The organism is Mesorhizobium sp. RCAM 05099 (assembly GCF_059683685.1).
Window position 1 is genome coordinate 1,773,603 of the sequence record NZ_CM185035.1, and the last position, 25,331, is coordinate 1,798,933.

A 25,331-nucleotide genomic window follows, 5' to 3' on the forward strand; every position below is an offset into this window, starting at 1 on the left:
TTTTCGAGCGCTCCCCAAATGTTGGATGCGGTCGCCAATGTCGGGGCCGCTGGTCCATCCGAAACGCCGATCGTGGGTTTCGCAGCGGCCATACGCAAACCATGTTGCTCAACAGGAGAACACCTCATGCGTCACGTTGATTTTTCCCCGCTTTATCGTTCGACCGTCGGCTTCGACCGTCTGTTCACCATGCTCGATTCGCTGGCGCAGCCTGACGGCGCGCAGACTTATCCGCCCTACAACATCGAGCGCACCGGCGAGGATTCCTACCGGATCTCGATGGCGGTTGCCGGCTTCTCGGACGACGAAATCTCGATCGAAGCCCACCGCAACGTGCTGACCGTGAAAGGCGAGCGCAAGGACGAGGGCACCGGTGAAGGTTCCGAACTGCTCTATCGCGGCATTGCCTCCAGGGCCTTCGAGCGCCGCTTCCAGCTTGCCGACCATGTCGACGTCGTCGGCGCCACACTTAAGAACGGCCTGCTCTTCGTCGACCTCAAGCGCAACATTCCCGAAGAGCTGAAGCCGCGCAAGATCGCGATCAGCTCGGCTCCGGCCAAGGCCAAGCAGATCGAGGCCAAGACCGCTGCTTAACGTGTTCTGACGCAATTCCGGAAAACCGCTTCACGCTTTTTCTGGAATCGCATTAAAGTCTCCTCCCGAGACGGAAGCGGCGCCGAAAGGCGCCGCTTTTTCGTTGCCGGTGAAACCGATTATCCGGCGATCATCTGGCCAAAGCGGTCGACCTCTTCGGCCGTCGTGGCGAAACTGGTGACGAAACGATAGAGCAACTCGTCCTCGCCGATATGGCCGTCGAAGCCGTGCGGCTTGTGCCAGTCGTAGAAGGCAGCGCCCGCCGCCTGCAGCTTTTCGGCTTCGGCTTTCTTGATCACCGCGAACACCTCATTCGCCTGCGGCAGCCATGCCAGCTTCGCCGAGGCCGAGTCCTCGATCGCCGCCGCAAGGCGGGCGGCCATGGCATTGGCATGCCTGGCTGTGTCGAGCCACAGCCCATCCTGAAAATAGGCTTCGAACTGCGCCGCGACGAAGCGCGACTTGGAAAACAGCTGGGCGGCGCGTTTGCGCAGGAAGGCCAATTCCCTGGCGCGGTCGAGATCGAACAGCACGATCGCTTCCGCGCACCAGCAGCCATTCTTGGTGCCGCCGAAGGACAGGATGTCGACGCCGCGTTTCCAGGTCATTTCGGCCGGCGTCGTTTCGAGCGCGACCAGCGCGTTGGCAAAGCGCGCGCCGTCCATGTGCAGCGGCACGGAATGCCTTTTGGCGATCGCTGAAATCGTCTCGATCTCATCCAGACCGTAGATGGTGCCGACCTCGGTCGACTGCGTGACCGAAACGGCCATCGGGCGCCCCCAATGGACGATTTCGGGCGCGAAGCGGCCAATGGCCCTTTCCAGATTGTGCGGATCGACCTTGCCCAGCGCGCCGTCGACGGCATGCAGCCGCGAGCCGCCGGAGAAATACTCCGGCGCGCCGCATTCATCTTCGATGACATGCGATTCGCGGTGGGCGAAGGAAATACCGCCGGGCTTGTTGAAGGTGGTCAAAGACAGTGAGTTGGCGGCTGTACCCGTTGCCACGAAGAACACCGCGACCTCGCGTTCGAAAATCTCGCTGAAGCGCCGGTAGACGGCCTGGTCGAGTGCGCCGTCGCCATAGGCGGTGGAAAAGCCGCCGGCATTGGCGGACAGGCCGGCGGCGATGTTGGGATGGGCGCCTGCCCAATTGTCGGAAGCGAAGAACATGCATCTGCCTGTGTTTTTGGGGAAGTCGCCGTGACCTTGGCCGGTTTCATGGCGTCCTCGCAAGGGCCAGGCACTGGAAAACCACTAAAGCCAGCCAAGCTGGCCGGGCAGCGGCCGGCGACCGAAGCTTACGTTTCTGCCTAGCTTCACGTAATTTTCTGTCGCCAGCGGTCCAAGTTTTTTGTGAATCGGTCTTGTGTGCGTCCAGGATTTCTGTCATAAAAATTTAGGACAGTAGTGCTGTCTTATTTTGTCGCACAAAACAGGCTGGATTGGCGTATCATTTGGGCCTCTCCGGCTATTGCCGCGAGCGACGGGTGGACGGCCTCAATCTGGCCTGTACGAATACGAGCCATGCGGAAAGCCGCCTGGTTCGGCAAGGATTTCGCAAGACGTGCCGTAAGGATCAAGGGTGGGCCAAGCGCTTGCCGAGGCAAACCAGCGCCCGAAGGGCTGGGAACGGAGGACAGGACGATGACGGACATGACGCTCTCTGCGACGAACGGCCAGGCCGCGCAGACGAAAGCGGCAACCGTCAAAAATACCTCCCGATCCAATATTGGCCGAACCACCACCGGTTTTTCCGCCCAAGGCCTCTACGATCCGCGCAACGAGCATGACGCCTGCGGCGTCGGCTTCATCGTCAACATGAAGGGCGTGAAGTCGCATCAGATCGTCAAGGACGGGCTTGCCGTGCTTGAAAACCTGACGCATCGCGGCGCCGTCGGCGCCGATCCGCTGGTGGGCGATGGTGCCGGCGTTCTGGTGCAGCTTCCAGACCGTTTCTTCCGCGAGGAGATGGCGGCCCAGGGCGTCGAACTGCCGCCGGTGGGTCAGTACGGCGTCGGACACTGGTTCATGCCGCAGGACGCGGCACTGCGTGCCCATATCGAGGACATCATCGCCGAATCGGCGCATTCCGAGGGGCTTCCGCTCATCGGTTTCCGTGACGTGCCGGTCGACAATTCCTCCCTGTCGAAGGCTCCGGACATCGCCGCGTCCGAGCCGTTCCATCGGCAGATCTTCATCGGCCGTACAGCCGACATCACCGACGACGAGGAGTACGAGGCCAGGCTCTATCTGCTGCGCAAGGTCATATCGGGCCGCATCTACGCCGAGAACGACAACAAGGACATCGGTGCCTACTGCGTGTCGCTGTCGGCGCGCACCATCGTCTACAAGGGCATGTTCCTGGCCTATCAGGTCGGCGCCTATTACAAGGACCTGACCGATCCGCGCTTCGAAACCGCGCTGATCCTTGTCCACCAGCGCTTCTCGACCAACACCTTCCCGTCGTGGAAGCTGGCGCATCCGTATCGCATGGTCGCGCACAATGGCGAGATCAACACCGTGCGCGGCAACAACAACTGGATGGCGGCGCGCCAGGCGTCGGTCGATTCCGAGCTGTTCGGCAACAACATCTCGAAGCTTTGGCCGATTTCCTACGACGGCCAGTCCGACACCGCATGCTTCGACAATGCGCTCGAGTTCCTGTTCCAGGGTGGCTACAAGCTCAGCCACGCCATGATGATGCTGATCCCGGAAGCCTGGGCCGGCAACAAGCTCATGGATGCCGACCGCAAGGCTTTCTACGAATACCATGCAGCACTTATGGAGCCGTGGGACGGCCCGGCGGCGGTCGTCTTCACCGATGGTCGCCAGATCGGCGCCACGCTCGACCGCAACGGACTGCGCCCGGCGCGCTACATAGTCACCGACGATGACCGCGTCATCATGGCCTCGGAGGCCGGCGTGCTGCCGGTGCCGGAGGAGAGGATTGTCAAGAAGTGGCGGCTGCAGCCTGGCCGCATGCTTTTGATCGACCTGGAGAAGGGGCGCATCGTCTCCGACGAGGAGCTCAAGTCGGAGATCGCGACCAAGCATCCCTACAAGACCTGGCTCGCCAACACGCAGCTGATCCTGGAAGACCTGAAGCCGGTCGAGCCGCGCGCGCTGCGCAAGGATGTCAGCCTGCTCGACCGTCAGCAGGCGTTCGGCTACAGCCAGGAAGACACCAAGCTTTTGATGTCGCCGATGGCGACGACAGGCCAGGAAGCGGTCGGCTCGATGGGCACCGACACGCCGATCTCGGCCATGTCGGACAGGTCGAAGCTGCTCTACACCTATTTCAAGCAGAACTTCGCCCAGGTCACCAACCCGCCGATCGACCCGATCCGCGAGGAGCTGGTGATGAGCCTGGTCTCCTTCATCGGACCGCGTCCCAACATCTTCGATCTGGTCGGCAATTCACGCCGCAAGCGGCTCGAAGTGCGCCAGCCGATCCTGACCAATGGCGATCTCGAGAAGATCCGCTCCATCGGCCACACCGAGGACCGTTTCGACACCAAGACGATCGACATCACCTATGCCTCGAATGAAGGGGCCGCGGGCATGCAGGGCGCCATCGACCGCTTGTGCGAGCGAGCGGAGGCGGCGGTCGCCGGCGGCTACAACATCATCATCCTGTCCGACCGCCAGGTCGGGCCGGACCGTATCGCCATACCGGCGCTGCTGGCGACGGCCGCGGTCCATCATCACCTGATCCGCAAGGGCCTGCGCACCTCCGTCGGCCTTGTCGTGGAATCCGGCGAGCCGCGCGAAGTGCATCATTTCTGCTGCCTTGCCGGCTACGGCGCCGAAGCGATCAATCCCTATCTCGCCTTCGACACGCTCACCGACATGCACAAGCGCGGCGAGTTGCCGGCGGAAGTCGACGCCTACGAGGTCGTCTCCCGCTACATCAAGTCGATCGGCAAGGGCATCCTCAAGGTGATGTCCAAGATGGGCATCTCGACCTACCAATCCTATTGCGGTGCGCAGATCTTCGATGCCATCGGGCTGAAGTCGGATTTCGTGCAGAAGTATTTCACCGGCACCGCCACGCTGATCGAAGGCGTCGGTCTGGACGAGATCGCGGCCGAGACGCTCAGCCGCCACACCGACGGCTTCGGCAACGATCCGGTGCTGCGCAACAGCCTCGAAGTCGGCGGCGAATACATGTTCCGCATGCGCGGCGAGGCGCATATATGGTCGCCCGACGCGGTCGCCACCTTGCAGCATGCCGTGCGCCAGGGTTCGTGGGAGACGTTCAAGGACTATTCCGCCCAGATCGACAGCGAGACGGCGCGGGCCCAGACCATTCGCGGCCTGTTCAGGATCAAGCTCGCGGACGAGACTGGCCGCAAGAAGGTCGCGCTCGACGAGGTGATGCCGGCGGCTGACATCGTCAAGCGGTTTTCGACCGGAGCGATGTCCTTCGGCTCGATCTCGCGGGAGGCGCACACCACGCTGGCGCGCGCCATGAACCAGATCGGCGGCAAGTCCAACACCGGCGAGGGCGGCGAAGAGGCCGACCGTTATTTGCCGCTGCCTGGCGGGGGCAAAAACCCCGAACGCTCGGCGATCAAGCAGGTCGCCTCGGGCCGTTTCGGCGTGACGGCGGAATACCTCGTCAATTCCGATGTCATGCAGATCAAGGTGGCGCAGGGTGCCAAGCCCGGCGAGGGCGGCCAGTTGCCCGGCCACAAGGTCGACGCCACCATCGCCAAGGTCCGGCATTCGACGCCGGGCGTCGGCCTCATCTCGCCGCCGCCGCATCACGACATCTATTCGATCGAGGATCTGGCGCAGCTGATCTACGACCTGAAGAACGTCAATCCGGCGGCCGACGTGTCGGTCAAGCTGGTGTCGGAAGTCGGCGTCGGCACGGTTGCGGCGGGCGTCGCCAAGGCGCGCGCCGACCACATCACCATCTCGGGCTATGATGGCGGCACCGGTGCGTCGCCGCTGACCTCGCTCAAGCACGCCGGCAGCCCGTGGGAAATGGGCCTGGCCGAGACGCACCAGACGCTGGTGCTGAACGGCCTGCGCTCGCGCGTCGCGCTGCAGGTCGATGGCGGGTTGCGCACCGGCCGCGACGTCATCATCGGCGCGTTGCTCGGTGCCGACGAGTTCGGCTTCTCGACCGCGCCGCTGATCGCGGCCGGCTGCATCATGATGCGCAAGTGCCACCTCAACACCTGTCCGGTCGGTGTCGCGACGCAGGATCCGGTGCTGCGCAAGCGCTTCAAGGGCACGCCCGAGCACGTCATCAATTTCTTCTTCTATGTGGCGGAAGAGGTGAGGGCGCTGCTCGCCGAGATGGGCTACACCCATATCGACCAGATCATCGGCGATACCGACCTTCTGGAAAAGCGCGACCTGATCGTGCACTGGAAGGCGCGCGGGCTCGACTTCAGCAAGATGTTCTTCAAGCCGGATGCGCCGCATGAAGCCGTGCACTGGACGGAACGCCAGAAGCATCCGATCGACGACGTGCTCGACCGCAAGCTGATCGAACTGGCAAAGCCGGCTCTCGAGAGCAAGCAGCCGGTCAAGATCGAGGTCGACATCCGCAATGTCGACCGCTCGACGGGCGCCATGTTGTCGGGCGAAGTGGCCAAGCGCTTCAAGCACAAGGGCCTGCGCGAGGACACGATCTCGGTGAAGCTGACCGGAACCGCTGGCCAGTCCTTCGGCGCCTTCCTGGCGCGCGGCATCTCGTTCGACCTCGTCGGCGCCGGCAATGACTATGTCGGCAAGGGGCTGTCGGGAGGACGCATCGTCATCCGGCCACCGGAGAACTCCAAGATCGTCGCGGCGGAATCCATCATCGTCGGCAACACCGTGCTCTACGGTGCGACCGAGGGCGAGGCCTATTTCGCCGGTGTCGCCGGTGAGCGTTTCGCGGTGCGCAATTCGGGCGTGGCCGCCGTCGTCGAAGGTGTTGGCGATCATGGCTGCGAGTACATGACCGGCGGCATCGTCGTCGTCATCGGCCAGACCGGCCGCAACTTCGCCGCCGGCATGTCGGGCGGTGTTGCCTATGTGCTCGACGAGGCGGGCGATTTCGCCGAACGCTGCAACATGGCGATGGTCGAACTGGAACCGGTGCCGGAAGAAGACGATCTGATGGAGAGACTGCTGCATCATGGCGGCGACCTCGACCACAAGGGTCGCGTCGACGTATCGGGTGACATGACCAGCCATGACGAGGAGCGGCTCTACCAGCTGATCTCCAACCATGTGCACTACACCGGCTCGGCGCGCGGTCGCGAGATCCTCGACGACTGGGCGACGTTCCGGCCGAAATTCCGCAAGATCATGCCGGTCGAATACCGACGTGCGCTGATCGAGATGGAACGCATGCGCATGGGCGTGGCGGCCGAATAGACTTTTGGAATTGCCGGGAAGCCCAGGTTTCCCGGCCCCCAACTTTCAACGACAGTTTGACCTCGTGCGGAAGGTTGCCATGGCTGCCTCAAGAGGTTAACGGGTGCGGCGAAACCGCACCATCTGGACAGCAGGAACTGGACTATGGGCAAGGTAACAGGCTTTCTCGAAATCGACCGGCAGGTGCACAAGTACCAGCCGGCCTCCGACCGCATCCGGCATTTCCGTGAGTTCACGCTGCCGATGTCGGACAAGGAGGTCGAGAAACAGGCCGCGCGCTGCATGGATTGCGGCATTCCGTTCTGCCACGGGCCGACGGGCTGCCCGATCCACAACCAGATCCCCGACTGGAACGACCTCGTCTACAATGGCGACTGGGACAACGCGATCCGCAACCTGCATTCGACCAACAACTTCCCGGAATTCACCGGCCGCATCTGCCCCGCGCCCTGCGAGGAAGCCTGCACGTTGAACCTCGAAGACATTCCCGTCGCCATCAAGACGGTGGAGCAGGCGATCGCCGACAAGGCCTACGAGACCGGTCACATCAGGCCCTATCCGCCGGAAAAGAAGACCGGCAAGCGCGTCGCCATCATCGGCTCCGGTCCAGCCGGCATGGCTGCCGCCCAACAGCTTGGCCGCGCCGGCCATGACGTGCATGTCTACGAGCGCGAGAGCCGGCCCGGCGGGCTGATGCGCTACGGCATCCCCGACTTCAAGATCGAGAAGCACTATATCGACCGGCGCATCGAGCAGATGCAGGGCGAGGGCGTGACCTTCCACTGCGACGTCAATGTCGGTGTCGACAAGCCGGTTGCCGAATTGCTCGCTGAACATGATGCCGTGTTGTACTGCGGCGGTTCCGAAACCCCACGCGCGGCCGGCATTCCGGGCGATGATCTCGGCGGCGTGCATGACGCGATGCCCTATCTGGTGCAGCAGAACAGGCGCGTCGGCGGCGAGCCGATCCAGTCGGTGGCTTGGCCGTCGCATCCGATCATCGCCGGTGGCCAGCATGTCGTCGTCGTCGGCGGTGGCGATACCGCGTCCGACTGTGTCGGCACCGCCTTCCGCCAGGGTGCGGTGCGCGTCACTCAGCTCGATATCCGTCCGCAGCCGCCGGAGAAGGAAGACAAGCTTTCGGTCTGGCCCTACTGGGCGACCAAGATGCGCACCTCGTCCTCACAGGCGGAAGGGGCGGAGCGCGAATTCCAGGTGGCGACGCTCGAGTTCATCGGCGAAGAGGGCCAACTGACCGGCGTCAAATGCTGCGAGGTCGACGACAAGCGCAAGCCGATCCCCGGCACCGAATTCGTCATCCGCGCCGATCTTGCCTTCATCGCCATCGGCTTTGCCGGGCCGGCCGCCGCCGGGGTGGTGTCGGAGCTGGACGGGCAGATGAAGATCGCCACCGACAGCCGCCGTTCGCGCAACGTCGAGGCCAATGACCGCGACTACAGGACCAGCGTCGACAGGCTCTACGCAGCGGGAGACGTGCGTCGTGGCCAATCGCTGGTCGTCTGGGCGATCCGCGAGGGCCGCCAGGCGGCGCGTTCGATCGACGAGGCGCTGATGGGGTCGAGCGTATTGCCTCGCTGAGCCCGTTGGAGACTCTACTCCCGCGGTCATATGACTGGCAGGAGCGAGCTTCGTAACCGCCTCCGAGGGGTCCGCGGCCCTAAGGATTGACCGCCGTCGTCGTATCGACCGCGGCGGCGGTGGCCGCCGGATTTGCGTTGGGCGGCCACGAGAAATCGTCGGCGCGGCCGGGCGAAGCCTGCGATGCCTTGCCCTCGACCACCAGTTTTTCGCCGGGCAGGTTCGGATTGGCCTTTGCCGGTGGTGCCGCGCCCAGCAGTTCGGAACCGCCGTCGAGCGCCGGATCGCTGAGCAGCATCGGCGCGGTGCGGTCGATGACGATGGGCGCCGCGGCAGGCGCCGGCGCCTCGACGGGAGCGCCCGCCGGAGCGGCCGTGACCGGGCTTCCCGGCGCGGTCAGGCCCAGGATCTTCAACAGCGATTTTTCAGTGTAGAAGGCGAGCTTGCGCTTGCCGGCCTTCGACACGTTGATGCCGTCATCGGCGCGCAGCCGAACGGGCTGGCCGTTCATGTCGGGGCCGCTGGTGACGAAGGCACCGTTCTCGTCGACGAACCCATCCCAGACGTCGACGAATTCGCCGCCATGAGCCTCGGCCGCCTGACGGTAGATGTCGTTGAAGGCAAGCATGTCGGAGGTCATCTTCGGCACCCGGAACGCCGGCATACCGACCCACAGGAAAGGCACCTTGGCCTCCGCGATGGCTTTGCCGAGCGCGTCGGTTCGGTGCTCATACTCCTTGGTCCAGTTCTCGGACCGAGGCTGTTCGCGCACGTCGCCCACCTTCATCTGCTGGCGGTCGTTGGATCCCAGCATGACGACCACGGCGGCGGGTTTTTCAGTCTCGATCAGCGACTTGATCTGTTCGGGCCAGTTGTAGAAGTCGTCCCGCACGAAGCCGGACGAGCCATTGGAGCGAGCGACGATCCTGATGCCGGCGTTTTCGCCAAAGGCGGTGTCGAGGCCTTCGGCAAGGCCGGCCGCCATGAAGTCGCCGACCACCAGGACGGTGCGGGCATCAGGCGCCTTCTCGACGATCGGCGTCTCTGGCTCGGCCGGCGCACGCGGGACGCGGGGCTTGCGCGGCTTTGGCTTCGCCTGCTGGATGTCGAGCGGCGGCTCGATCCGCTCGCTGCGGCGCGGAAACAAGAGATCGCGCAACGACCAGCCACGGCTTTGCTGCTGTTCCTGGGCCACGGCCGGGCTGTGGAGGGTCGCCGCAACACCGACGGTGAGCAGGACGACGGCCAGAATCAGCACCGGCACGCGACGAACAAGCCTTGCGATGCGCGCAGCCGAAGCCAATCGTTTCCTCCATCCCTGGCGCACTTCCCCCCGAAAAATCGCATCGACTTCCAGGAGAACCTTGCGCCAATCAGATTGCTACAGTGTCCTTTGCGCGTCCGAAAGGCCGCACGGCACCGCAGGTGGCTCTATTTCTGCCGGAGCCACTTCAGCACTTCCATGCTCGGATAGCCGTCCTGGGTCAAGCCGGCCTTGGCCTGGAAGGCCATGATGGCGGTCTTCGAGCCATCGCCGATCTTGCCGTCGAACTTGCCGTCGTAAAGGCCGTGCTGGGAAAGCCGCTTCTGCAGCTCCTGCCTTTCCTCGAAAGTGAGCTTGGTGAAGGGCCGCTTCCAGTCCTGCACAAGACCGCTGGAGCCGGCGATTTCGTCGGCAAGCAGACCAACCGCAAGCGCATATTTGTCGGCGTTGTTGTAGGCCTTGATGACCGAGAAATTCTTGATCATCAGGAAGGCTGGCCCACCGCGGCCATCCGGCACTTTCAGCGTCGCCTTGTCGGTGCCGTTCTTGAACGGCTTGCCGTTGGCCCTGACGACGCCGAGTGCCTGCCACTGCGCCAGCGTTTTCGATCCGGCGGGAAGTTTGCCGGCCGGCAGGGTGACTTCATAGCCCCAGGTCTTGCCGGCCTGCCAGCCGTTCTTCTTCAAGAGGTTGGCGGCGGTCGCCAGCGCATCGGGGATCGAGTTCCAGATGTCGCGCTTGCCATTGCCGTCCATGTCGACGGCATAGTGCTGATAGCTGGTCGGGATGAACTGGGTGTGGCCCATGGCGCCGGCCCAGGACCCGCTCAGATGGCTTTCGTCGATATCGCCGGTCTGCAGGATCTTCAGCGCGGCGATCAGCTGCGTGCGGGCGAATTTCGCGCGTTTCGGATCGGCATAGGCCAAAGTCGCCAGCGAACGCACGACATTGCGCATGATGTCATCGCGCTTGAGGATCTCGCCATAGTTCGATTCCATCGACCAGATGGCGAGCAGAATATAGCGGTCGACGCCGAACCTTGCCTCGATCCTGTCCAGCCATGGCTTCCACTTCTTGGCCATCTGCTGGCCGACGGCGACAGATTGGTCGTGGACGCGGTTGTCGAAATAGTCCCAGGCAGGCGCGGTGAATTCGGGTTGCGTGCGCGCTTTTTCCAGCACCACCGGGTCAATGTCCTTGATGTCCCTGAAGGCCTGGTCGTAAAGGGCGCCCGAAACGCCGCTTTGCACGGCAGTGGCGCGGAACCCGGCGACCCATTGCCGGAAACCGGCATCGGCGAAGGCAGGCCCGGCAGGCATCAGCAGAGCGAGCGAGAGGCTGGCGGCCGTCATGACGCTGGTCAAACGTTTTGCGGCATTGCGAACGGACATGTTTTCCTCCTTCTCTGTCTCAGGAAAGACCATTCATCGCCGAACCGGGTTAGGAATTAGTTTACCATAGGTGTCGCCTGGAACGAAAAGACACCTCGATGCTTTAACCGGTGCAAATTTCCCTTACCCGCCCCAGTAATCTTCAATTCCGGCGTGAAAATGTCGCGAGACAGGGATTGCGGAGCCGGCCAGCAAACGGATAATTGAAAGCATGAAGAGAGTTCGCAAGGCAGTTTTCCCGGTCGCCGGCCTCGGCACGCGGTTTCTCCCGGCCACCAAGGCTGTTCCCAAGGAAATGCTGACCGTCGTCGACAGGCCGGTCATCCAGTATGTCGTCGACGAGGCGCGCGAGGCGGGCATCGAGCATTTCATCTTCGTGACCGGCCGCAACAAGGCAGTCATAGAAGACCATTTCGATATCCAGTTCGAGCTCTATGACACGCTGGCGCAGCGCGGCAAGGACGAGCAGCTTGCCCGCCTGCAGCGACTGCAGCCGGCGCCGGGCCAAACCAGCTTTACCCGCCAGCAGGTGCCGATGGGCCTCGGCCATGCCGTCTGGTGCGCGCGAGAGCTGGTTGGCGACGAGCCCTTCGCGCTGTTGTTGCCCGACATGATCATGCAGTCGGAAAAGAGCTGCATGAAGTCCATGGTCGAGCTCTACGAGGAAACCGGCAACAACATCATTGCCGTGCAGGAGTGCGACCCGGCAGAGACCCACAAATACGGCATCGTCGGTCGCGGCGAGGATACGCATAACGGCTTCCGCATTACCGAGATGGTGGAGAAGCCGAAGACCGGCACAGCACCGTCCAACCTTTACATCAATGGGCGCTACATCCTGCAGCCCGAGATCTTCAAGATACTCGAAGACCAGGAAAAAGGTGCTGGCAACGAGATCCAGCTCACGGACGCCATGCTGAAGCTGGAAAAGCAGCAGCCCTTCTATGGCTACCACTATCAGGGCCGTACCTTTGACTGCGGATCGCCGGAGGGTTTTGTCGAGGCCAATGTCGCCTTCGCGCTGTGGCGCAGCGACATGAACGAGAACATGGCTGGCGTCATCCGCACGCTGCTCGATGAGATAAAACCATCGGAGCGGCGCGGCGCGGCCTTCTAGGATATATTGATATCCGGGTGATGCCGGCCAGCGAATGGCGGCTTCCCGCCTTTTCGGTGCTCACTTACTTTGAGTACGCTGCGCTCTGGTCCTCGGATCCCACCATTCTCGGCGCGGCCCTGACCTGAAGCTCAGCACATTCCTGGCGTTGGTGCGCCAGCGGCTCAGCGCTGCACTTTCACGCCCAGGTAGATGCTGTTGGCGGTGTAGTCGCGGCCGGGCAGGTTGCTGGTCAGCTTTTCGGTTCTCACCCTTGTGGTCAGGCCGGCATAGCGGTTCAGCCACCACGTCACCCCGGCTTCGGCGCTCAAGGTCATGTCGTGGCCGACGATGCCGATATAGTCGCGCCAGTCCAGGCCCAGAGCCGCATTTCCGGTCAGGTTGGCGCGTATCTGCCGTTCGCCCGTCAAGCGACCTGAATAGAGGATGTCGCCGCTTTGCCCGGCGGTGGTCGTGCCTTCGACGGTGGTCTTCCCGGTCAAGCCGATCGTGGTGCCGCGTTCCGGCGACCATTTGAGGTCGGCGTTCATGGTCGCGCCCGAGATCGCCTCCAGCCGGTCGTCGTCGATCGCTTCCCTCAGCCAGCCGGCCGAGAATTCGCCGGAAAGCTTCTCGCCCATGTCCAGCCGCAGGCCGGCGCGCGCGCCGAGCCGTGTCGAGGAGCGTTCGAAGCCATCGGTGTCGAAGCGGAGATCATAGGTCCGGCGACCGACCTCGATCTCGGTGAAGGGGGTGATGGCGGGGGAGATTTCGTAGCCGGTCCGCAAGGTCGCTGTATAGAGCGTGGAGTCGCGATCCTTCTGCGACAACGAGGTGCCGTCCGAAAGCTTGGCGTCGCCATAGAAGTCGTGCTCGACCGCGCCGGTCAACGCATAGCGCATCTTGCCGACATCCTTCTCGATGCCGAGGCTGCCGTTCACGGTCTGCCGCAGCGGCTGTGAGGAGACACCGGCAATGGCGTCCGGCGACGAGGCCGATTCCGGTACGGCCTCGTAGCCGAGCTTGGCGATGGCACGCAACTCGTTGTCGAGGTCGACGTTGAGCTGGCCTTCGATGCGGCCCTGCGCATTATGAACCGGGTAACCCGATACGGTCTCGCGGAAAAGGCCGTAGCCGTTGATCGTCGCCGAGTTCTCGCGCCAGTCCGAGGCGGCGGAAAAGCGCAGCGCCGTCTCGGACAACAGCGCCGACTTGCCGGCATTGCTCGAATCGCCGTTCGACGTGGCGGTGAGGCCCTGCTCGATCGTCGGCCGTATGACGAAGGAGCCCCACTTGATGCCGGTGGCGGCAAAGGGATCGTCCTCGACCTTCTTGTTCTGGCCTTCAATGGACGCGGTGCGTTCGGCGCCGGGGTCGAGCTTCTGCCGGTCGGCGCTGTCGACGGTGAGGGCGCGGCGATTGGCCGCCTGATCCGTGTCGGTATTGTCGGCGTTGTCGGCCGCGGCCGCAGTGGCGCCGGTGATGGTGGTGGCGTCCGTGGCCGCGGTCGTCGACTTCTTCTTCTTCGATTTGTCGGCGGCCTTGGCCTTGTCCGCCTCCTTTTGCCTGGCAGTCGATGGGCGGCGAGGCTTCGGCGGTGCCGAGGTGTCGGTGGACGTGTCGTCGGTGGCAGCCGGAGGATCGAAAACACTGCCGGTCGCGGTCACGTCGTTGGTGTTCGTGTCGTCAGGCACGGCGCCGGCGCTGGCCGGCAGGTAGGTTCGCGCCGGTGCGTTGTCCTGCGCCGCGTCGGCCGATGCCTGCTGCGCCTGCCTGGCAAGAGCCAGTTTTCTCGCCTTGCGCTGCTGATCGGACAGGATCGCCGATTCCGAGACCTCGCCACGCAGTTCCGTTTCCTGGGCATGGAGGGGCGCCGGGCGCAGCAAGGCAAGCATGCTGGTCGCCAGCAGCAAGGCGCAGGCCGCCTTGCCCCTTCGTCCTCTTGATCCTTCTGGCTGGGCCCCGGACATCGCCACCACTGCTTGCGCGGCGCACGCGCGCCATACTTACCGAACCGTAAATGGGGATGGTTAACGGAGGGTTGAGGCGGCGACTCGCCGGCAGCCTCGACCGCCGATTTCCACACCGATACATGCGGCTTGCGTCAGGCCTCTTGTTTTCATGACTGCCGTTAGCCCAGACCACCACCGCACAGTCTCGGGCGATACGCATCGGCGGCATTTCTGTTGGACAGGCGGGCGGCAAAGCGCTAATCGCATCATCCATGCATGCGGGATCCCTCGATAAGAAGCCTTTGGACAGGCAAGCGTCGATCGCTTCGGCGCTGAGAACGGTGGCAACCGAACAGGCTGGTGTCGCGGCACTCGCGGAGGCGCTCGAGAACGGACTGGCCGCGCCTTTCGCCCAGGCCGTCGACACCGTGTCAAGAATCGAAGGCCGGGTCATCGTCACCGGTGTCGGCAAAAGCGGTCATATCGGTTCGAAGATCGCGGCGACGCTGGCTTCGACCGGCACGCCGGCTTTCTTTGTCCATCCGTCCGAAGCCAATCATGGCGATCTCGGCATGATTGCCAGGGACGACGCCATCATCGCCATGTCGTGGTCGGGCGAGAGCAAGGAACTCAACGGCATCGTCGCCTATTCCAGGCGGTTCTCCATTCCGCTGATTGCGATCACTGCCGGAGAGACGTCGGCGCTGGCGCGGGCGGCGGATGTGGTGCTGCTGCTGCCCCGGGCTCAGGAAGCCTGTCCGCACGGCCTGGCGCCGACGACGTCGACACTGCTGCAACTGGTGATGGGCGACGCGCTGGCGATCGCCTTGCTTGAGGCCCGCGGCTTCACGCCGGACCATTTCCGCACCTTCCACCCGGGCGGCCAGCTCGGCGCCAACCTGACGCAGATCCGCGAGATCATGCATGTCGGTGACAGGCTGCCGCTGGTGGCCTCGGGCACCGGCATGCAGGACGCGATCATGGAACTGTCGCGCAAGGGATTTGGCTGCGTGGCGATCACTGACGCTGACGGCGCGCTGGTCGGCATCATCACCGATGGCGACATAAGGCGTCACATTGGCAGCAACCTGCTGGCAATGACGGTGGATCAGGTGATGACAAGAAAGCCGAAGACGGCGGCACCTGACACGCTGGTGGCAACGGCATTACAGACGATCAACAATTCGGCCATCACCAGCCTGATGGTGGTGGAGGGCAAGCAACCGGTCGGCCTGGTCCATCTGCACGATCTCCTGCGCATCGGCGCGGCCTGAGAGCTCAGACCGGCTCTACTGTCAGTTCCAGATCCGTGTCGGCCGCAGCCGTCACCCGCACCTGCGTGCCAGCCGGCAGGTCCGGGCCGGAGACACGCCACAGCGTATCGCCCAGCTTGATGCGGCCGCGCCCGTTGGCGATCGGCTCGGCAAGCGTGGCCGTCTTGCCAACCATCTGCGCGCCGCGCCTGTTGAGGAGCGGCTGATCGGTCGGTTCGTCGCGACCACCCACCAGTCTCTTGCCGACATAGGCCGAGACCAGCGACAGCGCCAGGAAGGCGAGGACCTGAACCTGCCAGGTCCAGAAGCCAGCATCCCAGAGCAACAGCGACACGGCGCCGATCAGAATTGCGGCGATGCCGATCCACAGCATGAAGATGCCCGGCGCGATGATTTCCATCACCAGCAGGACGAAGCCGAGAACCATCCAGTTCCACGGGCCGAGTTCGGAAATGACACGATCGATCATGGCGTTCTCCTATGTTGGAGACATCAGTTGTCGGTTGGGCGCACGACTGGCGGGCGCGCGGCCTGCCGTTGCGCACCGGTCGTGCCTTCGCTGCGGAAGACCTCCTTGGCGATCTCGCCGATGCCGCCGAGCGAGCCGATCAGCGACGACGCCTCGAAGGGCATCAGCACGATCTTGCTGTTGGTGGCCGTGCCGATCTTGCCCAGCGCCTCGGTATATTTCTGCGCGACGAAGTAGTTGAGCGCCTGCACGTCGCCCTTGGAAATCGCTTCCGACACCACCTGCGTGGCGCGGGCCTCCGCTTCGGCCGAGCGCTCGCGAGCCTCGGCGTCGCGGAAGGCTGCTTCCTTGCGGCCCTCGGCCTCGAGGATCTGCGACTGTTTTAGACCCTCGGCAGCGAGGATCTGCGCGCGCTTGTTGCGCTCCGCGGTCATCTGCCGGCCCATCGATTCGATCAGATTGGCCGGCGGGTTGATGTCCTTGATCTCGACGCGGGTGATCTTGATGCCCCACGGATGCGCGGCTTCGTCGACGACGCGCAGCAGCCGCTCGTTGATGGCGTCGCGGTTGGACAACAGCTCGTCGAGGTCCATCGAACCCATGACCGTACGGATGTTGGTCATCGTCAGGTTGAGGATGGCGTTCTGCAAGCCGGCAACCTGGTAGGCGGCCTGTGCCGCATTGAGAATCTGGTAGAAGGCGATGCCATCGACACCGACGATGGCGTTGTCGCGGGTGATGATCTCCTGGCTCGGAACGTCGAGCACCTGTTCCATCATGTTCATCTTGGCGCCGACGCGGTCGACGAAGGGCATGATGAGGTTGAGGCCGGGGCTCAGTGTCTTGGTGTAACGGCCAAAACGTTCGACGGTATAGTTATAGCCTTGCGGAATTGTCTTGATGCCCTTGAACAGCACCAGCACGACAAGCGCGACCAGAACAATGACCGCGATATCAAAACCACTGAAATCCATTTGGCTCTCCCTCAGACGTCGGCCGCGCGAGCCATTCTCGCGCGGCCGACTTCACCAAAGACTTAAGTGTGTTTCAGGAGCGTTACAATCAGGTGATAAGGGATTGTTTATGGGTTTGCGATCAGCGGTTGAAGGCAAACAGCCTTGCATCCGTATCTTCCAGCCCGTTGATCGAGGCCGAGACAATCTCCGACGCGATCTGTGAAAAGGTGATGCCGTTGCCGCCGTAGCCCATGACGGCGTGGATGCGGGGGTGCCTGGGAATGGCGCCGATATAGGGCAGGCCGGTGGTTGTGGTGCCGAAAGAACCGGTCCAGGCGAATTCGGGCCTGACATCGAGATGCGGAAACAGCCGGCCAAGCTTCTCGGATATCCGCGCGCTCTTGTCGGCGATCAGGCCATCTCGCCGCGTCTCGTCGACAAAATCCTCGTCCTCGCCGCCGCAGATGACCCTGCCGTCGGCTGTCGCGCGCATATAGAGGTACGGGTCCGAAGCCTCCCAGATGAACGCCGCCCGCGGCCAGATCTTTCGCGATTGCGAGCGTGTCGCCATCGCCCATGTCGAGATGATCTGGTGGGCCGCGGCCGGCACGACGTCGACCAGTTCGTAACCGGTGGCCAGAACAACATGCCGGGCGGTGATGGTCCGGCCATCCCTGGTCGAGACGACCACCTCGTCGGCGCTGTCCTCGATCGTCGTCGCTTCGACGGGGGCGTAGAAGCGTGCCTTGCGCTCGAGCGCCTTGAGCAGCAGACCTGCCGTCAGCTTGCGCGGGTCGAGCGCGATGTTGCCATGGCTGAGGATGGCACCGTCGCGGTCGATGCCGAATGTCTCGGCCAGCGGTGCCGGCGTGAGATAGGTCGCGGCGATGCCTGCTTGCCGACGCGCGTCGGCTTCCTCGCGCAGTTCCGACGGGCCGAGCACCGTGCCAGCGAGATAGAGTGACTGGGTGCGGCTCGGACCGCAATTGATGCCGAGTTCGGCAATGCGGGCGGCGAGACTGGAGACGGCAAGCCGCGAGCGGCGCCAGGCCTGCTCGGCCGCGCCCTTGCCGATCATCTTCGAGAGCGTCGTAAGCGGCTGGTCGATTTCGAACTGCACCAGCGCTGTGGTCGCGGGGGTCGAGCCTTTCAGCGGACCCCGGCGGTCGATGCAGATCACCGAATGGCCGTCGGCCGTCAGCGCCTCGGCGATCATGGCACCGCTGACGCCCATGCCGACGACCAGCACGTCGGTCTTCACGTCTCTTGTCAGACTATCCGTCGGCACAGCAGGCGCCCGATAGGCGGACCAGACGGGCCGGCCGGTTCTTAGGTCGAGTTTACGAGACATTGAATTCTCCGGAGGTGCGGCTCAACGCTCCGAAGCATGCGTGGTTCCGGTGTCAGATCGGCGAGCCGCTCCAACTCTTTGTTTGAGGCAATTCCGGACGGAAAACCGTTTCACACTTTTCCTGAAATTGCCTATGCCCAGCCGGACAATTCGCGCCGCACCATCGCCTCGATCACCGCCATACCCTCGGCACTGTCGTTGAGGCACGGGATGTGGGCGAAGTTCTTGCCGCCGGCATGGTGGAAGGTCTCGGCCGCCTCGCGGCCGATTTCGTCCAGCGTCTCGATGCAGTCGACCGAAAAGCCGGGATTGACAATAGCGATCGACTTCACGCCATCCTTGGCCAGTTTCTCCACCGTCTTGTCGGTATAGGGCTGCAGCCATTCCTGTGCGCCGAAGCGCGACTGGAAGGTGATGATCAGCTTCTTCTCGCTCCAACCGAGCCGTTCGCGCAACAGCCGCGTCGTCTTCTGGCAGTGGCAATGATAGGGATCGCCCTTCTCGAAATAAGGTTTTGGGATGCCGTGATAGGAGGCGATGACCACCTCAGGTTCGAAATCCAGCGTCGCCAGATGCCGCTCGATCGAACGGGCGAGCGCTTCGATATAGACGGGCTCGTCATGGTAAGGCGGCACGCTGCGGATGGCCGGCGCTGCCCGCATCTTCATCAAGGCACGAAAAAGCTGGTCATTGGCGGTGGCGGTGGTGGTCGCCGAGTATTGCGGATAGAGCGGGAACGACAGGATGCGGTCGCAGCCCTTGTCGACCAGTCCCTGGGCCACGCTCGCGGTCGAAGGATTGCCATAGCGCATCGCCCAGTCGACGACGACATTGGGCAGGTCGGCGAGCGCCTCGGCCAGCTTTTCGCCCTGGGCACGGGTGTAGGTGCGCAGCGGCGACTCGTTCCTCTCCTGGTTCCAGATCCGGGCATAGTTGGCACCGGACTTCTTCGGTCGCGCGGTGAGCACCAGGCCATAGAGGATCGGATACCAGATCGCCCTGTTGAGTTCGATGACGCGCGGGTCGGACAGGAATTCCCTGAGATAACGCCACATCGACTTGAAATCGGTGCCGTCGGGCGTGCCGAGATTGATCAGCATGACGCCGATCTTGCCAGCCTTGACCGGCGGATGTCCGGCCGGCAACGGGCCTACGGCCTTCGCGGCTTTGGGATCGACAGGGGTGGAAAGCGTCATAGGGGTTCTCCAGGAGACGCGAACCTAATCATCTCGCGCGCGCTTTCAATACCGCGTCTGGCCGCACCCTGGGCTCAAAACAGAAAACCCGCCCGAACTCCCGGGCGGGTTTTCCGTTGAAAGGGGCGAAGCGACGTTACTTGGCCGGGATGGTCAGCGTCGCGCCAAGCTTAAGCTGGTGGGGTCTTAGGCCCTTGTTGGCCTCATAAATCTGTTTCCACTTCGTCGCGTCGCCATAGGCCTTCTTGGCCAGATCCCAATAGGTATCGCCGGCGACGATGACATGGCTGCTTTCGGCAGGAGCTGCCTCGGCCGGCTTAGCCGGCTCGGCGGGTGTTGGCGCGGGGGCCGGGGCTGCTTCGGCCGGTTTTGCGGGCTCAGCCGGTGCAGCAGGCGCTGTCTCTGTCGATATGGCCGGTGGCGTGTTGGCGATGTCGCCCGAATTGGCTGGCAATTCAGGCATTGCCGGCGCCGCATCGGCGGGCTTGGCGGCTTCAGCTGGCTTTGCCGGTTCTGCAGCCGGAGCCGGAGCTGCTGGAGCCGCCTCCGCGGGTTTGGCGGGCTCGGCCGGCTTTGCGGGTTCGGCTGCGGGTGCTGCCGCAACGGTCGCGGCGATCTCGGTGATGCGGCCGTCGAGCTTCGGCGTGTAGGGCCGGTGCGCTCCGAGATAGTCGGCGACCACCTGTTCGAGGCCTGGACCGTAGTCGTAGGCGTTCTTGGCCTTCTCGGCGAAGACCTTGTAGCCGTCGCCGCCCTGGCGGACATAATTGTTGGTGGCGACGAGATAGTCCTTGTCCGGATTGAGCGGCGTCCAGGCGCCGCCCTCCATGACTTCCACCGACTTGACGCGGCCGGCGTTGGGCGCGACCGATTTGTCGAAGGAATATTTCAGGCCGGCGACCTGCGGGAAGCGGCCTGCGCCGTCCTCGATCTGGCTGAGACCGCTTTCGAGCCCCGCCACCAGGTCCTTGCCGGAAATCTGGAAGGTTGCCAGCGTGTTCTGGAACGGCAGCACGGTCAGCACCTCGCCCATGGTCACGGTGCCCTTGTCGATCGAGGCGCGCAGGCCGCCGCCATTGGAGATGACGATCTCGACGCCCTGTCCCTTGACGCGGTCGAGGATGGCGTCGGAGACGAGGTTGCCCATCGCGCATTCATGGGTGCGGCAGCTCTCGCGGCTGCCGTCGATGACGTCGGTGGTCTCGGCCACTTCCTTGTTCTTCAGCGCCTCGATCGGCGCGCCAAGCTCCTTGATGCGGGCGAGCACGGCGGGATCGGGCGTGATCGACTTGTCGAGATAGATCGGGTCGCCGCTGGCCGATTTGACGACGCCATTGTCGTCGAACACCACCTTGAACTCGCCGAGATATTTCGAATAGGAGGCCGCCTGCACCACCGGCACCTTGTAGCCGTCCGGGTTGTCGACCATCGTCGGGTAGGGGCCTTCCGCCTTCGGGTCGGTGTTCGACAGCAACGAATGGCTGTGGCCGCCGACGACGACGTCGATGCCCGGGATCTTGGCGATGACGTCGCGCTCGCGCCTGTAGCCGATATGAGTGACGGCGATGATCTTGTTGACGCCCTGTGCCTTCAGTTTTTCGACCTCGGCGGTGATCGACTTGACGTCATCCTCAATGGTGATGTTGGGGCCGGGCGAGGCGAGTTCCGGCGTGTCGTTGGTGACGGCGCCGATGATGCCGATCTTCTGGCCACCGACCTCGACGACGAGCGACGGCTTGACGCGGTCGCCGAGCTTGGACTGCGCGTTGGCCTTCACATTGGCGCCGAGCACCGGAAACTTGATCATGTCGAGGAACGGCGCCAGGGCGGTCTCGCCATCGTCGAATTCATGATTGCCGAGCGCCATGGCGTCGAACTTCATCTGGTTGAGGAATTCGCCTTCGACCTTGCCCTTGTAGGTCGTGTAGAACAGCGAGCCCTGGAAATTGTCGCCGGCGCTGAGCAGCAGCACGTTCTGGCCGTCGAGCTTCTTGCGTTCCTGGGCGATCGCGGTGATCAGCCGGCCCGCGCCGCCGATGCATTCGCCCTTGGTCTCCTCCTCGGCCGAACAGGTCGACTCGTATTTGTTGTTGCCTTCGATGCGGCTGTGCCAGTCGTTGATGTGCAGGATGTTCAGCGTGAAGTCGGCAAAGGATGCGCCAGCCGACAGGCCGAGCGTGGAGGCAGAAAGGGCGGCAATGGCGGCAAGCTTCTTCATCTTCGTCTCCCGGAAAGCTGATCAGAGGCGTTTAACGCTCTTGCTAGACTGGAACATGACAGTCGGCGTTTTGGCCATGTTCCCATCGCGTTCCGGATGACGCAAGCGGAAATCGGGTGCGCTTTGCCGGCATAAAAAAGGACGGCGGCCATCGGCCGCCGTCCTGTGCAGGAATGGCTGCGCTGGTTCAGGTGCGCCGTGTCAGCACGAAATTCTGGCCCGAGGCGCTGGTGCAGTTGAGCTGGCTTGTCGAAACCATCAGGCAGTTGAAGCTGACCGGCGTCTGGCGGATCAGCGAGGTGCCGTTGATCTGCACGGAAGTGGCACCGGTCATCGTGTAGCTGCCGTCGGCAAGCTTCTGGCCTGTGTCGGTGGCGACTGTCGTAAAGGTACCGCCGGTGAAGGTCGAAAGGCCGGTGCCCTTGGCATCGATCCAGGAGCCTTCGACGCCTTTCGGCGAGGCCGCCATCGGCGGCTGGTCAGGGCCGCTGGTGGCGCAAGCGGCAAGCATCGTCGCAAGGGCGCCAGCGATGCTCATCGAAAGAACTTTGCGCGCAATGATCATATGAAAATCCTCTCCTCTCGCATCGGCCCGAAAATCGGGATCGATTTTCGGAAGGCACAATGCGTGCATCCAAGTTTCGAGAGCGTACCTTGTGCGTCCAGATGGACGCAGGTCGCTCTCGTCCGCATCCCTTCAATCGCCCGATTTCCGGGCGATTGCAAGGCAGGGAGATATGCTCCGCAGGGCGCTATCGAACCAGGATGTTGCGGAATTGCCACGGGTCGTTCCGGTCGAGGTCTTCCGGGAACAGGCCGGGGCGGTTATCGAGCGGCGTCCAGTCGGTGTAGTGGCCCTCGACCGGCCCGAGATACTGGGACTGCACTTCCAGGCAGCGCTTGTAGTCCATCTCGTCGGCCTCGACGATGCCGGCCTGCGGGTTTTCCAATGCCCAGACCATGCCGGCGAGAACCGCCGAGGTGACCTGCAGGCCGGTGGCGTTCTGATAGGGGGCCAGCTTGCGCGCCTCGGCGAGCGAGAGATGCGAGCCGTACCAGTAGGCGTTCTTGTCGTGGCCGTAGAGCAGCACGCCGAGTTCGTCGACGCCGTCGACCAGTTCATTCTCGTCGAGCACGTGGTGTACCGGCTGGGCCTTGCCGGCGGCGCCGAACATCTCGTGCAGCGACAGCACCGCGTCATTGCAGGGATGGTAGGCATAGTGGCAGGTCGGGCGGTAATGCACCTTGCCCTTCTTGCCGCGAACGGTGAAGAAATCGGCGATCGAGATCGCCTCGTTGTGGGTCACCAGGAAGCCGTACTGTGGACCTGGCGTCGGGCACCATGAGCGCACGCGCGTGTTGGCGCCGGGCTGCTCCAGATAGATCGCCGCCTTGGAGCCATGCTTGTGCTTCTTGGCGTTCTTCGGCATCCACTTCTCATGCGTGCCCCAGCCGAGCTCGGCGGGCTGCAGGCCTTCGGAGATGAAGCCCTCGACCGACCATGTGTTCCAGAACACATTCATCGGCTTCGGCTTCTTGGCGCGCTGGGTGTCGCGCTCGGCGATGTGGATGCCCTTGACGCCGGCCTTCTTCATCAGCTTGGCCCAGCCCTCGCGGTCTTCCTGCGCGGGTTCCGAAAACTCGAGGCCAAGATCGGTGGCGAGGTTGACCAGCGCCTGCTTGACGAACCACGAGACCATGCCGGGATTGGCGCCGCAGGTGGAGACCGCCGTCGCACCGCCGGGCTTGTCGTGCTTTTCCTTGATCAGCGCCTCGCGCAGCGCATAGTTGGTACGGCTGGCATTGTCGGCATTGGCATCGAAATAGAAACCAAGCCATGGCTCGACGACGGTGTCGATGTAGAGCACACCGAGCTTGCGGCAGAGCCGCATCAGATCCACCGAGCCTGTATCGACCGACAGGTTGATACAGAAGCCCTGGCCGCCACCATTGGTCAGGAGCGGCGTCAGCAGCTTCTTGTAGTTCTTCTCGGTCACGGCTTCCTGAACGAAGGCGATGCCGCGCTCGTCGAGCAGCTTGCGGTCGGTGTCGCGCGGGTCGATGACCGTCATCCGCGACTTGTCGAACTTGAAATGGCGCTCGATCAGCGGCAGCGTTCCCCGGCCGATCGAACCGAAGCCGATCATCACGACAGGGCCGGTGATCTCGCCGTAAACGGGCCAGTTTTCAGTCGCCATTTTATCGAACACTCCTTCAAAACCCAGGAAACCGGGGAAAACACGCGCAAAAACCGGGCATTTTTGCCCGGCGGCCATGCGCTACATCACAGATCATTGTCACAAACCAGCGAAAAGCGCCAACCAGCGGCTACGCGTCATTGGCCATGTGGTTAAGGACGACGACCAGCCGGTCGCGGTCCGATGTCAGGCCCTTGTAGTCAAGCTGGGCGAGATCGAGGGCTTCGAGCTGGGCGGCGAAAGACATCGCGAGCTTCCCCCGATCCGGATGCCGCGCCAGCACCGCCAGGGGATCGAGGTGGATGCGGATGGTGAACAGGATGTCGCGCGATGCCGGCAGCTTCCTCAGCGTCTGCCGCTCGACGCGGATGAAGGCGTGCGCGTCGATATCGCCATCCGGAAACCGCGACGGGCGGTTGGTGGCGCGGTCGATGCGCTGCAGGTCGGAGAGCGGATGATAGAGTGCGTCGCCCGACTGGATCGACCAGTTGTAGCGCTCGACGGCCTGGCCCTGGAGGCCGTCGAACATGCGGTTGATCAGCTCGGCGGGCCTCGTGCCCGGACCGAAACCCGGCACCGGCGCATGGATATCCTGTAGCGGCCGGCCGAATTTCTCGACCAGCGACCACGACGAGGGAAAGCACAGCGAGCCGGCGACAAGCCGCCAGCCATTGTCGTCGCGGCGCATCAGGATCAGATCTTCCTGGATGAGCAGCGAGGCCGTGACAAGCGGGGCGCCATCGAGACCGGAAGGGGCAGTGAAACGGTTCGCCGCGCCCACTGCCTCGACGCCCGAACCGGTGCTCCGATAGGTGTCGGGAAACTTCTCCAGCAAATGCGTGCCGAGCAGGTCGAGCACTTCCTGCTGGGCGTCTCGCGTGTCGTCCTCCTCGACGAAAACCCGCTCGGGGATCTCGGCATAGAGCCGGCGCTTCTCGGCCAGATACGGCAGCAGATGGTCGTCGACCTCGATCCAGTCCGCCGGATCGAGCGGCTTCAGCCCGATGGTGAAGAGTTTCGACGAGCCGTCATAGGGCGTATGGGTGGGCAGGATTTCGGCCAAGCTCATGCTTCCCTGAAAGTGTCGAGCCCGGCCGCGGTCATCCTCGCCATGAATTCGGTGACATCGTAATCGGCCGCGCCTGCCTTGGCGAAAGGGTCGGCGGCCAACCTGGCGTCAAGCAGGTCGCGTGAGCCGCGCGCGATGATGATGCCGCCGGTCCGCGGTGTCTTCGGCCCTGAGGCGACGAAGATACCTTCCGCATAGCAGGCCTTCAGCCATTCGACATGGGCCGCCTGCAAGCGGTCGATCTCGGCCAGCGGCACCTTGTAGTTCAGAGAAACGATGAACATGGCATTCTCTCGGACACGTTTGGCTCTCGGACAAGTT

Annotated in this window: 18 protein-coding genes; 5 read left to right on the forward strand and 13 right to left on the reverse strand. The window is 63.3% G+C overall.

Translation table 11 applies throughout. The features are described 5' to 3' along the window. Positions 1-126: 126 nt before the first annotated feature. The gene (locus tag AC56QQ_RS08755) at positions 127-594 is read left to right on the forward strand and encodes an Hsp20 family protein (RefSeq protein ID WP_497126447.1); all 468 of its coding nucleotides are present in this window, start codon (positions 127-129) and stop codon (positions 592-594) included. Between the two features lie 119 nt (positions 595-713). Here the strand turns inward: AC56QQ_RS08755 and AC56QQ_RS08760 are convergent, their stop codons facing one another. Further along, entirely contained in the window at positions 714-1,766 is a 1,053-nt protein-coding gene (locus AC56QQ_RS08760) for a threonine aldolase family protein (protein ID WP_497126449.1), read from the reverse strand. A 474-nt stretch (positions 1,767-2,240) separates the two neighbouring features. Here AC56QQ_RS08760 and gltB point away from each other — a divergent pair, with 474 nt between their 5' ends. Next, positions 2,241-6,977, forward strand: a complete 4,737-nt coding sequence (gene gltB / locus AC56QQ_RS08765; RefSeq protein ID WP_489863118.1) for a glutamate synthase large subunit — start codon at positions 2,241-2,243, stop codon at positions 6,975-6,977. A 144-nt stretch (positions 6,978-7,121) separates the two neighbouring features. Next, on the forward strand, positions 7,122-8,576 hold the full coding sequence (locus AC56QQ_RS08770; protein ID WP_489863117.1) for a glutamate synthase subunit beta: 1,455 nt from the start codon (positions 7,122-7,124) through the stop codon (positions 8,574-8,576). A gap of 79 nt (positions 8,577-8,655) precedes the next feature. On the opposite strand, the gene AC56QQ_RS08775 is transcribed toward AC56QQ_RS08770, so the two are convergent. Both AC56QQ_RS08775 and AC56QQ_RS08780 read right to left on the reverse strand, forming a co-directional pair. Beyond that, positions 8,656-9,879 carry an SGNH/GDSL hydrolase family protein gene (locus AC56QQ_RS08775; protein ID WP_497126451.1) on the reverse strand — a complete coding sequence of 408 codons (1,224 nt, stop codon included), beginning with the start codon at positions 9,877-9,879 and terminating at the stop codon, positions 8,656-8,658. A 128-nt stretch (positions 9,880-10,007) separates the two neighbouring features. Further along, positions 10,008-11,231 (reverse strand): lytic murein transglycosylase, encoded by a 1,224-nt coding sequence (locus tag AC56QQ_RS08780; protein ID WP_091578067.1) that lies wholly within the window; start codon positions 11,229-11,231, stop codon positions 10,008-10,010. Between the two features lie 211 nt (positions 11,232-11,442). Between AC56QQ_RS08780 and galU the strand changes: the two genes are divergently transcribed. Then, positions 11,443-12,348 (forward strand): UTP--glucose-1-phosphate uridylyltransferase GalU, encoded by a 906-nt coding sequence (galU, locus tag AC56QQ_RS08785; RefSeq protein WP_497126453.1) that lies wholly within the window; start codon positions 11,443-11,445, stop codon positions 12,346-12,348. A 164-nt stretch (positions 12,349-12,512) separates the two neighbouring features. Here the strand turns inward: galU and AC56QQ_RS08790 are convergent, their stop codons facing one another. Further along, positions 12,513-14,297, reverse strand: coding sequence for an outer membrane beta-barrel protein (locus tag AC56QQ_RS08790; RefSeq protein WP_497126455.1), 1,785 nt, complete (start codon positions 14,295-14,297; stop codon positions 12,513-12,515). 254 nt (positions 14,298-14,551) lie between these two features. Between AC56QQ_RS08790 and AC56QQ_RS08795 the strand changes: the two genes are divergently transcribed. Further along, on the forward strand, positions 14,552-15,553 hold the full coding sequence (locus AC56QQ_RS08795) for a KpsF/GutQ family sugar-phosphate isomerase (protein WP_489863114.1): 1,002 nt from the start codon (positions 14,552-14,554) through the stop codon (positions 15,551-15,553). Between the two features lie 4 nt (positions 15,554-15,557). On the opposite strand, the gene AC56QQ_RS08800 is transcribed toward AC56QQ_RS08795, so the two are convergent. From AC56QQ_RS08800 to AC56QQ_RS08840, 9 genes are all read right to left on the reverse strand, one after another. Beyond that, on the reverse strand, positions 15,558-16,022 hold the full coding sequence (locus AC56QQ_RS08800) for an NfeD family protein (protein WP_497126457.1): 465 nt from the start codon (positions 16,020-16,022) through the stop codon (positions 15,558-15,560). Between the two features lie 23 nt (positions 16,023-16,045). Then, the gene (locus AC56QQ_RS08805) at positions 16,046-16,996 is read right to left on the reverse strand and encodes an SPFH domain-containing protein (RefSeq protein ID WP_091577846.1); all 951 of its coding nucleotides are present in this window, start codon (positions 16,994-16,996) and stop codon (positions 16,046-16,048) included. Between the two features lie 121 nt (positions 16,997-17,117). After that, entirely contained in the window at positions 17,118-18,329 is a 1,212-nt protein-coding gene (locus AC56QQ_RS08810; protein WP_497126459.1) for an NAD(P)/FAD-dependent oxidoreductase, read from the reverse strand. A 131-nt stretch (positions 18,330-18,460) separates the two neighbouring features. Next, positions 18,461-19,525 (reverse strand): ferrochelatase, encoded by a 1,065-nt coding sequence (hemH, locus tag AC56QQ_RS08815; RefSeq protein ID WP_489863110.1) that lies wholly within the window; start codon positions 19,523-19,525, stop codon positions 18,461-18,463. Between the two features lie 136 nt (positions 19,526-19,661). Next, positions 19,662-21,743: a 5'-nucleotidase C-terminal domain-containing protein gene (locus AC56QQ_RS08820; RefSeq protein ID WP_497126461.1), complete on the reverse strand. Its 2,082-nt coding sequence runs from the start codon at positions 21,741-21,743 to the stop codon at positions 19,662-19,664. Positions 21,744-21,930: 187 nt separating this feature from the next. Beyond that, the gene (omp10, locus tag AC56QQ_RS08825) at positions 21,931-22,308 is read right to left on the reverse strand and encodes an outer membrane lipoprotein Omp10 (protein ID WP_489863108.1); all 378 of its coding nucleotides are present in this window, start codon (positions 22,306-22,308) and stop codon (positions 21,931-21,933) included. Positions 22,309-22,495: 187 nt separating this feature from the next. Beyond that, the gene (locus AC56QQ_RS08830; RefSeq protein ID WP_497126463.1) at positions 22,496-23,941 is read right to left on the reverse strand and encodes a homospermidine synthase; all 1,446 of its coding nucleotides are present in this window, start codon (positions 23,939-23,941) and stop codon (positions 22,496-22,498) included. A 130-nt stretch (positions 23,942-24,071) separates the two neighbouring features. Continuing rightward, positions 24,072-25,010, reverse strand: a complete 939-nt coding sequence (locus tag AC56QQ_RS08835) for a heme-dependent oxidative N-demethylase family protein (RefSeq protein WP_497126465.1) — start codon at positions 25,008-25,010, stop codon at positions 24,072-24,074. Then, positions 25,007-25,294, reverse strand: coding sequence for a YciI family protein (locus AC56QQ_RS08840; protein WP_489863105.1), 288 nt, complete (start codon positions 25,292-25,294; stop codon positions 25,007-25,009). Before AC56QQ_RS08840 ends, AC56QQ_RS08835 begins: the two co-directional genes overlap by 4 nt. Positions 25,295-25,331 lie beyond the last annotated feature (37 nt).

Excerpts from the sequence above, each read along its gene's own strand:
- gltB (WP_489863118.1), top strand. The coding sequence starts at position 2,241 with ATGACGGACATGACGCTCTCTGCGACGAACGGCCAGGCCGCGCAGACG.
- AC56QQ_RS08790 (WP_497126455.1), bottom strand. The coding sequence starts at position 14,297 with ATGTCCGGGGCCCAGCCAGAAGGATCAAGAGGACGAAGGGGCAAGGCG.
- AC56QQ_RS08810 (WP_497126459.1), bottom strand. The coding sequence starts at position 18,329 with ATGTCTCGTAAACTCGACCTAAGAACCGGCCGGCCCGTCTGGTCCGCC.
- AC56QQ_RS08805 (WP_091577846.1), bottom strand. The coding sequence starts at position 16,996 with ATGGATTTCAGTGGTTTTGATATCGCGGTCATTGTTCTGGTCGCGCTT.
- AC56QQ_RS08780 (WP_091578067.1), bottom strand. The coding sequence starts at position 11,231 with ATGTCCGTTCGCAATGCCGCAAAACGTTTGACCAGCGTCATGACGGCC.
- galU (WP_497126453.1), top strand. The coding sequence starts at position 11,443 with ATGAAGAGAGTTCGCAAGGCAGTTTTCCCGGTCGCCGGCCTCGGCACG.
- AC56QQ_RS08770 (WP_489863117.1), top strand. The coding sequence starts at position 7,122 with ATGGGCAAGGTAACAGGCTTTCTCGAAATCGACCGGCAGGTGCACAAG.
- hemH (WP_489863110.1), bottom strand. The coding sequence starts at position 19,525 with ATGACGCTTTCCACCCCTGTCGATCCCAAAGCCGCGAAGGCCGTAGGC.
- AC56QQ_RS08760 (WP_497126449.1), bottom strand. The coding sequence starts at position 1,766 with ATGTTCTTCGCTTCCGACAATTGGGCAGGCGCCCATCCCAACATCGCC.
- AC56QQ_RS08840 (WP_489863105.1), bottom strand. The coding sequence starts at position 25,294 with ATGTTCATCGTTTCTCTGAACTACAAGGTGCCGCTGGCCGAGATCGAC.
- AC56QQ_RS08755 (WP_497126447.1), top strand. The coding sequence starts at position 127 with ATGCGTCACGTTGATTTTTCCCCGCTTTATCGTTCGACCGTCGGCTTC.
- AC56QQ_RS08795 (WP_489863114.1), top strand. The coding sequence starts at position 14,552 with ATGCATGCGGGATCCCTCGATAAGAAGCCTTTGGACAGGCAAGCGTCG.
- AC56QQ_RS08835 (WP_497126465.1), bottom strand. The coding sequence starts at position 25,010 with ATGAGCTTGGCCGAAATCCTGCCCACCCATACGCCCTATGACGGCTCG.
- AC56QQ_RS08830 (WP_497126463.1), bottom strand. The coding sequence starts at position 23,941 with ATGGCGACTGAAAACTGGCCCGTTTACGGCGAGATCACCGGCCCTGTC.
- omp10 (WP_489863108.1), bottom strand. The coding sequence starts at position 22,308 with ATGATCATTGCGCGCAAAGTTCTTTCGATGAGCATCGCTGGCGCCCTT.
- AC56QQ_RS08820 (WP_497126461.1), bottom strand. The coding sequence starts at position 21,743 with ATGAAGAAGCTTGCCGCCATTGCCGCCCTTTCTGCCTCCACGCTCGGC.
- AC56QQ_RS08800 (WP_497126457.1), bottom strand. The coding sequence starts at position 16,022 with ATGATCGATCGTGTCATTTCCGAACTCGGCCCGTGGAACTGGATGGTT.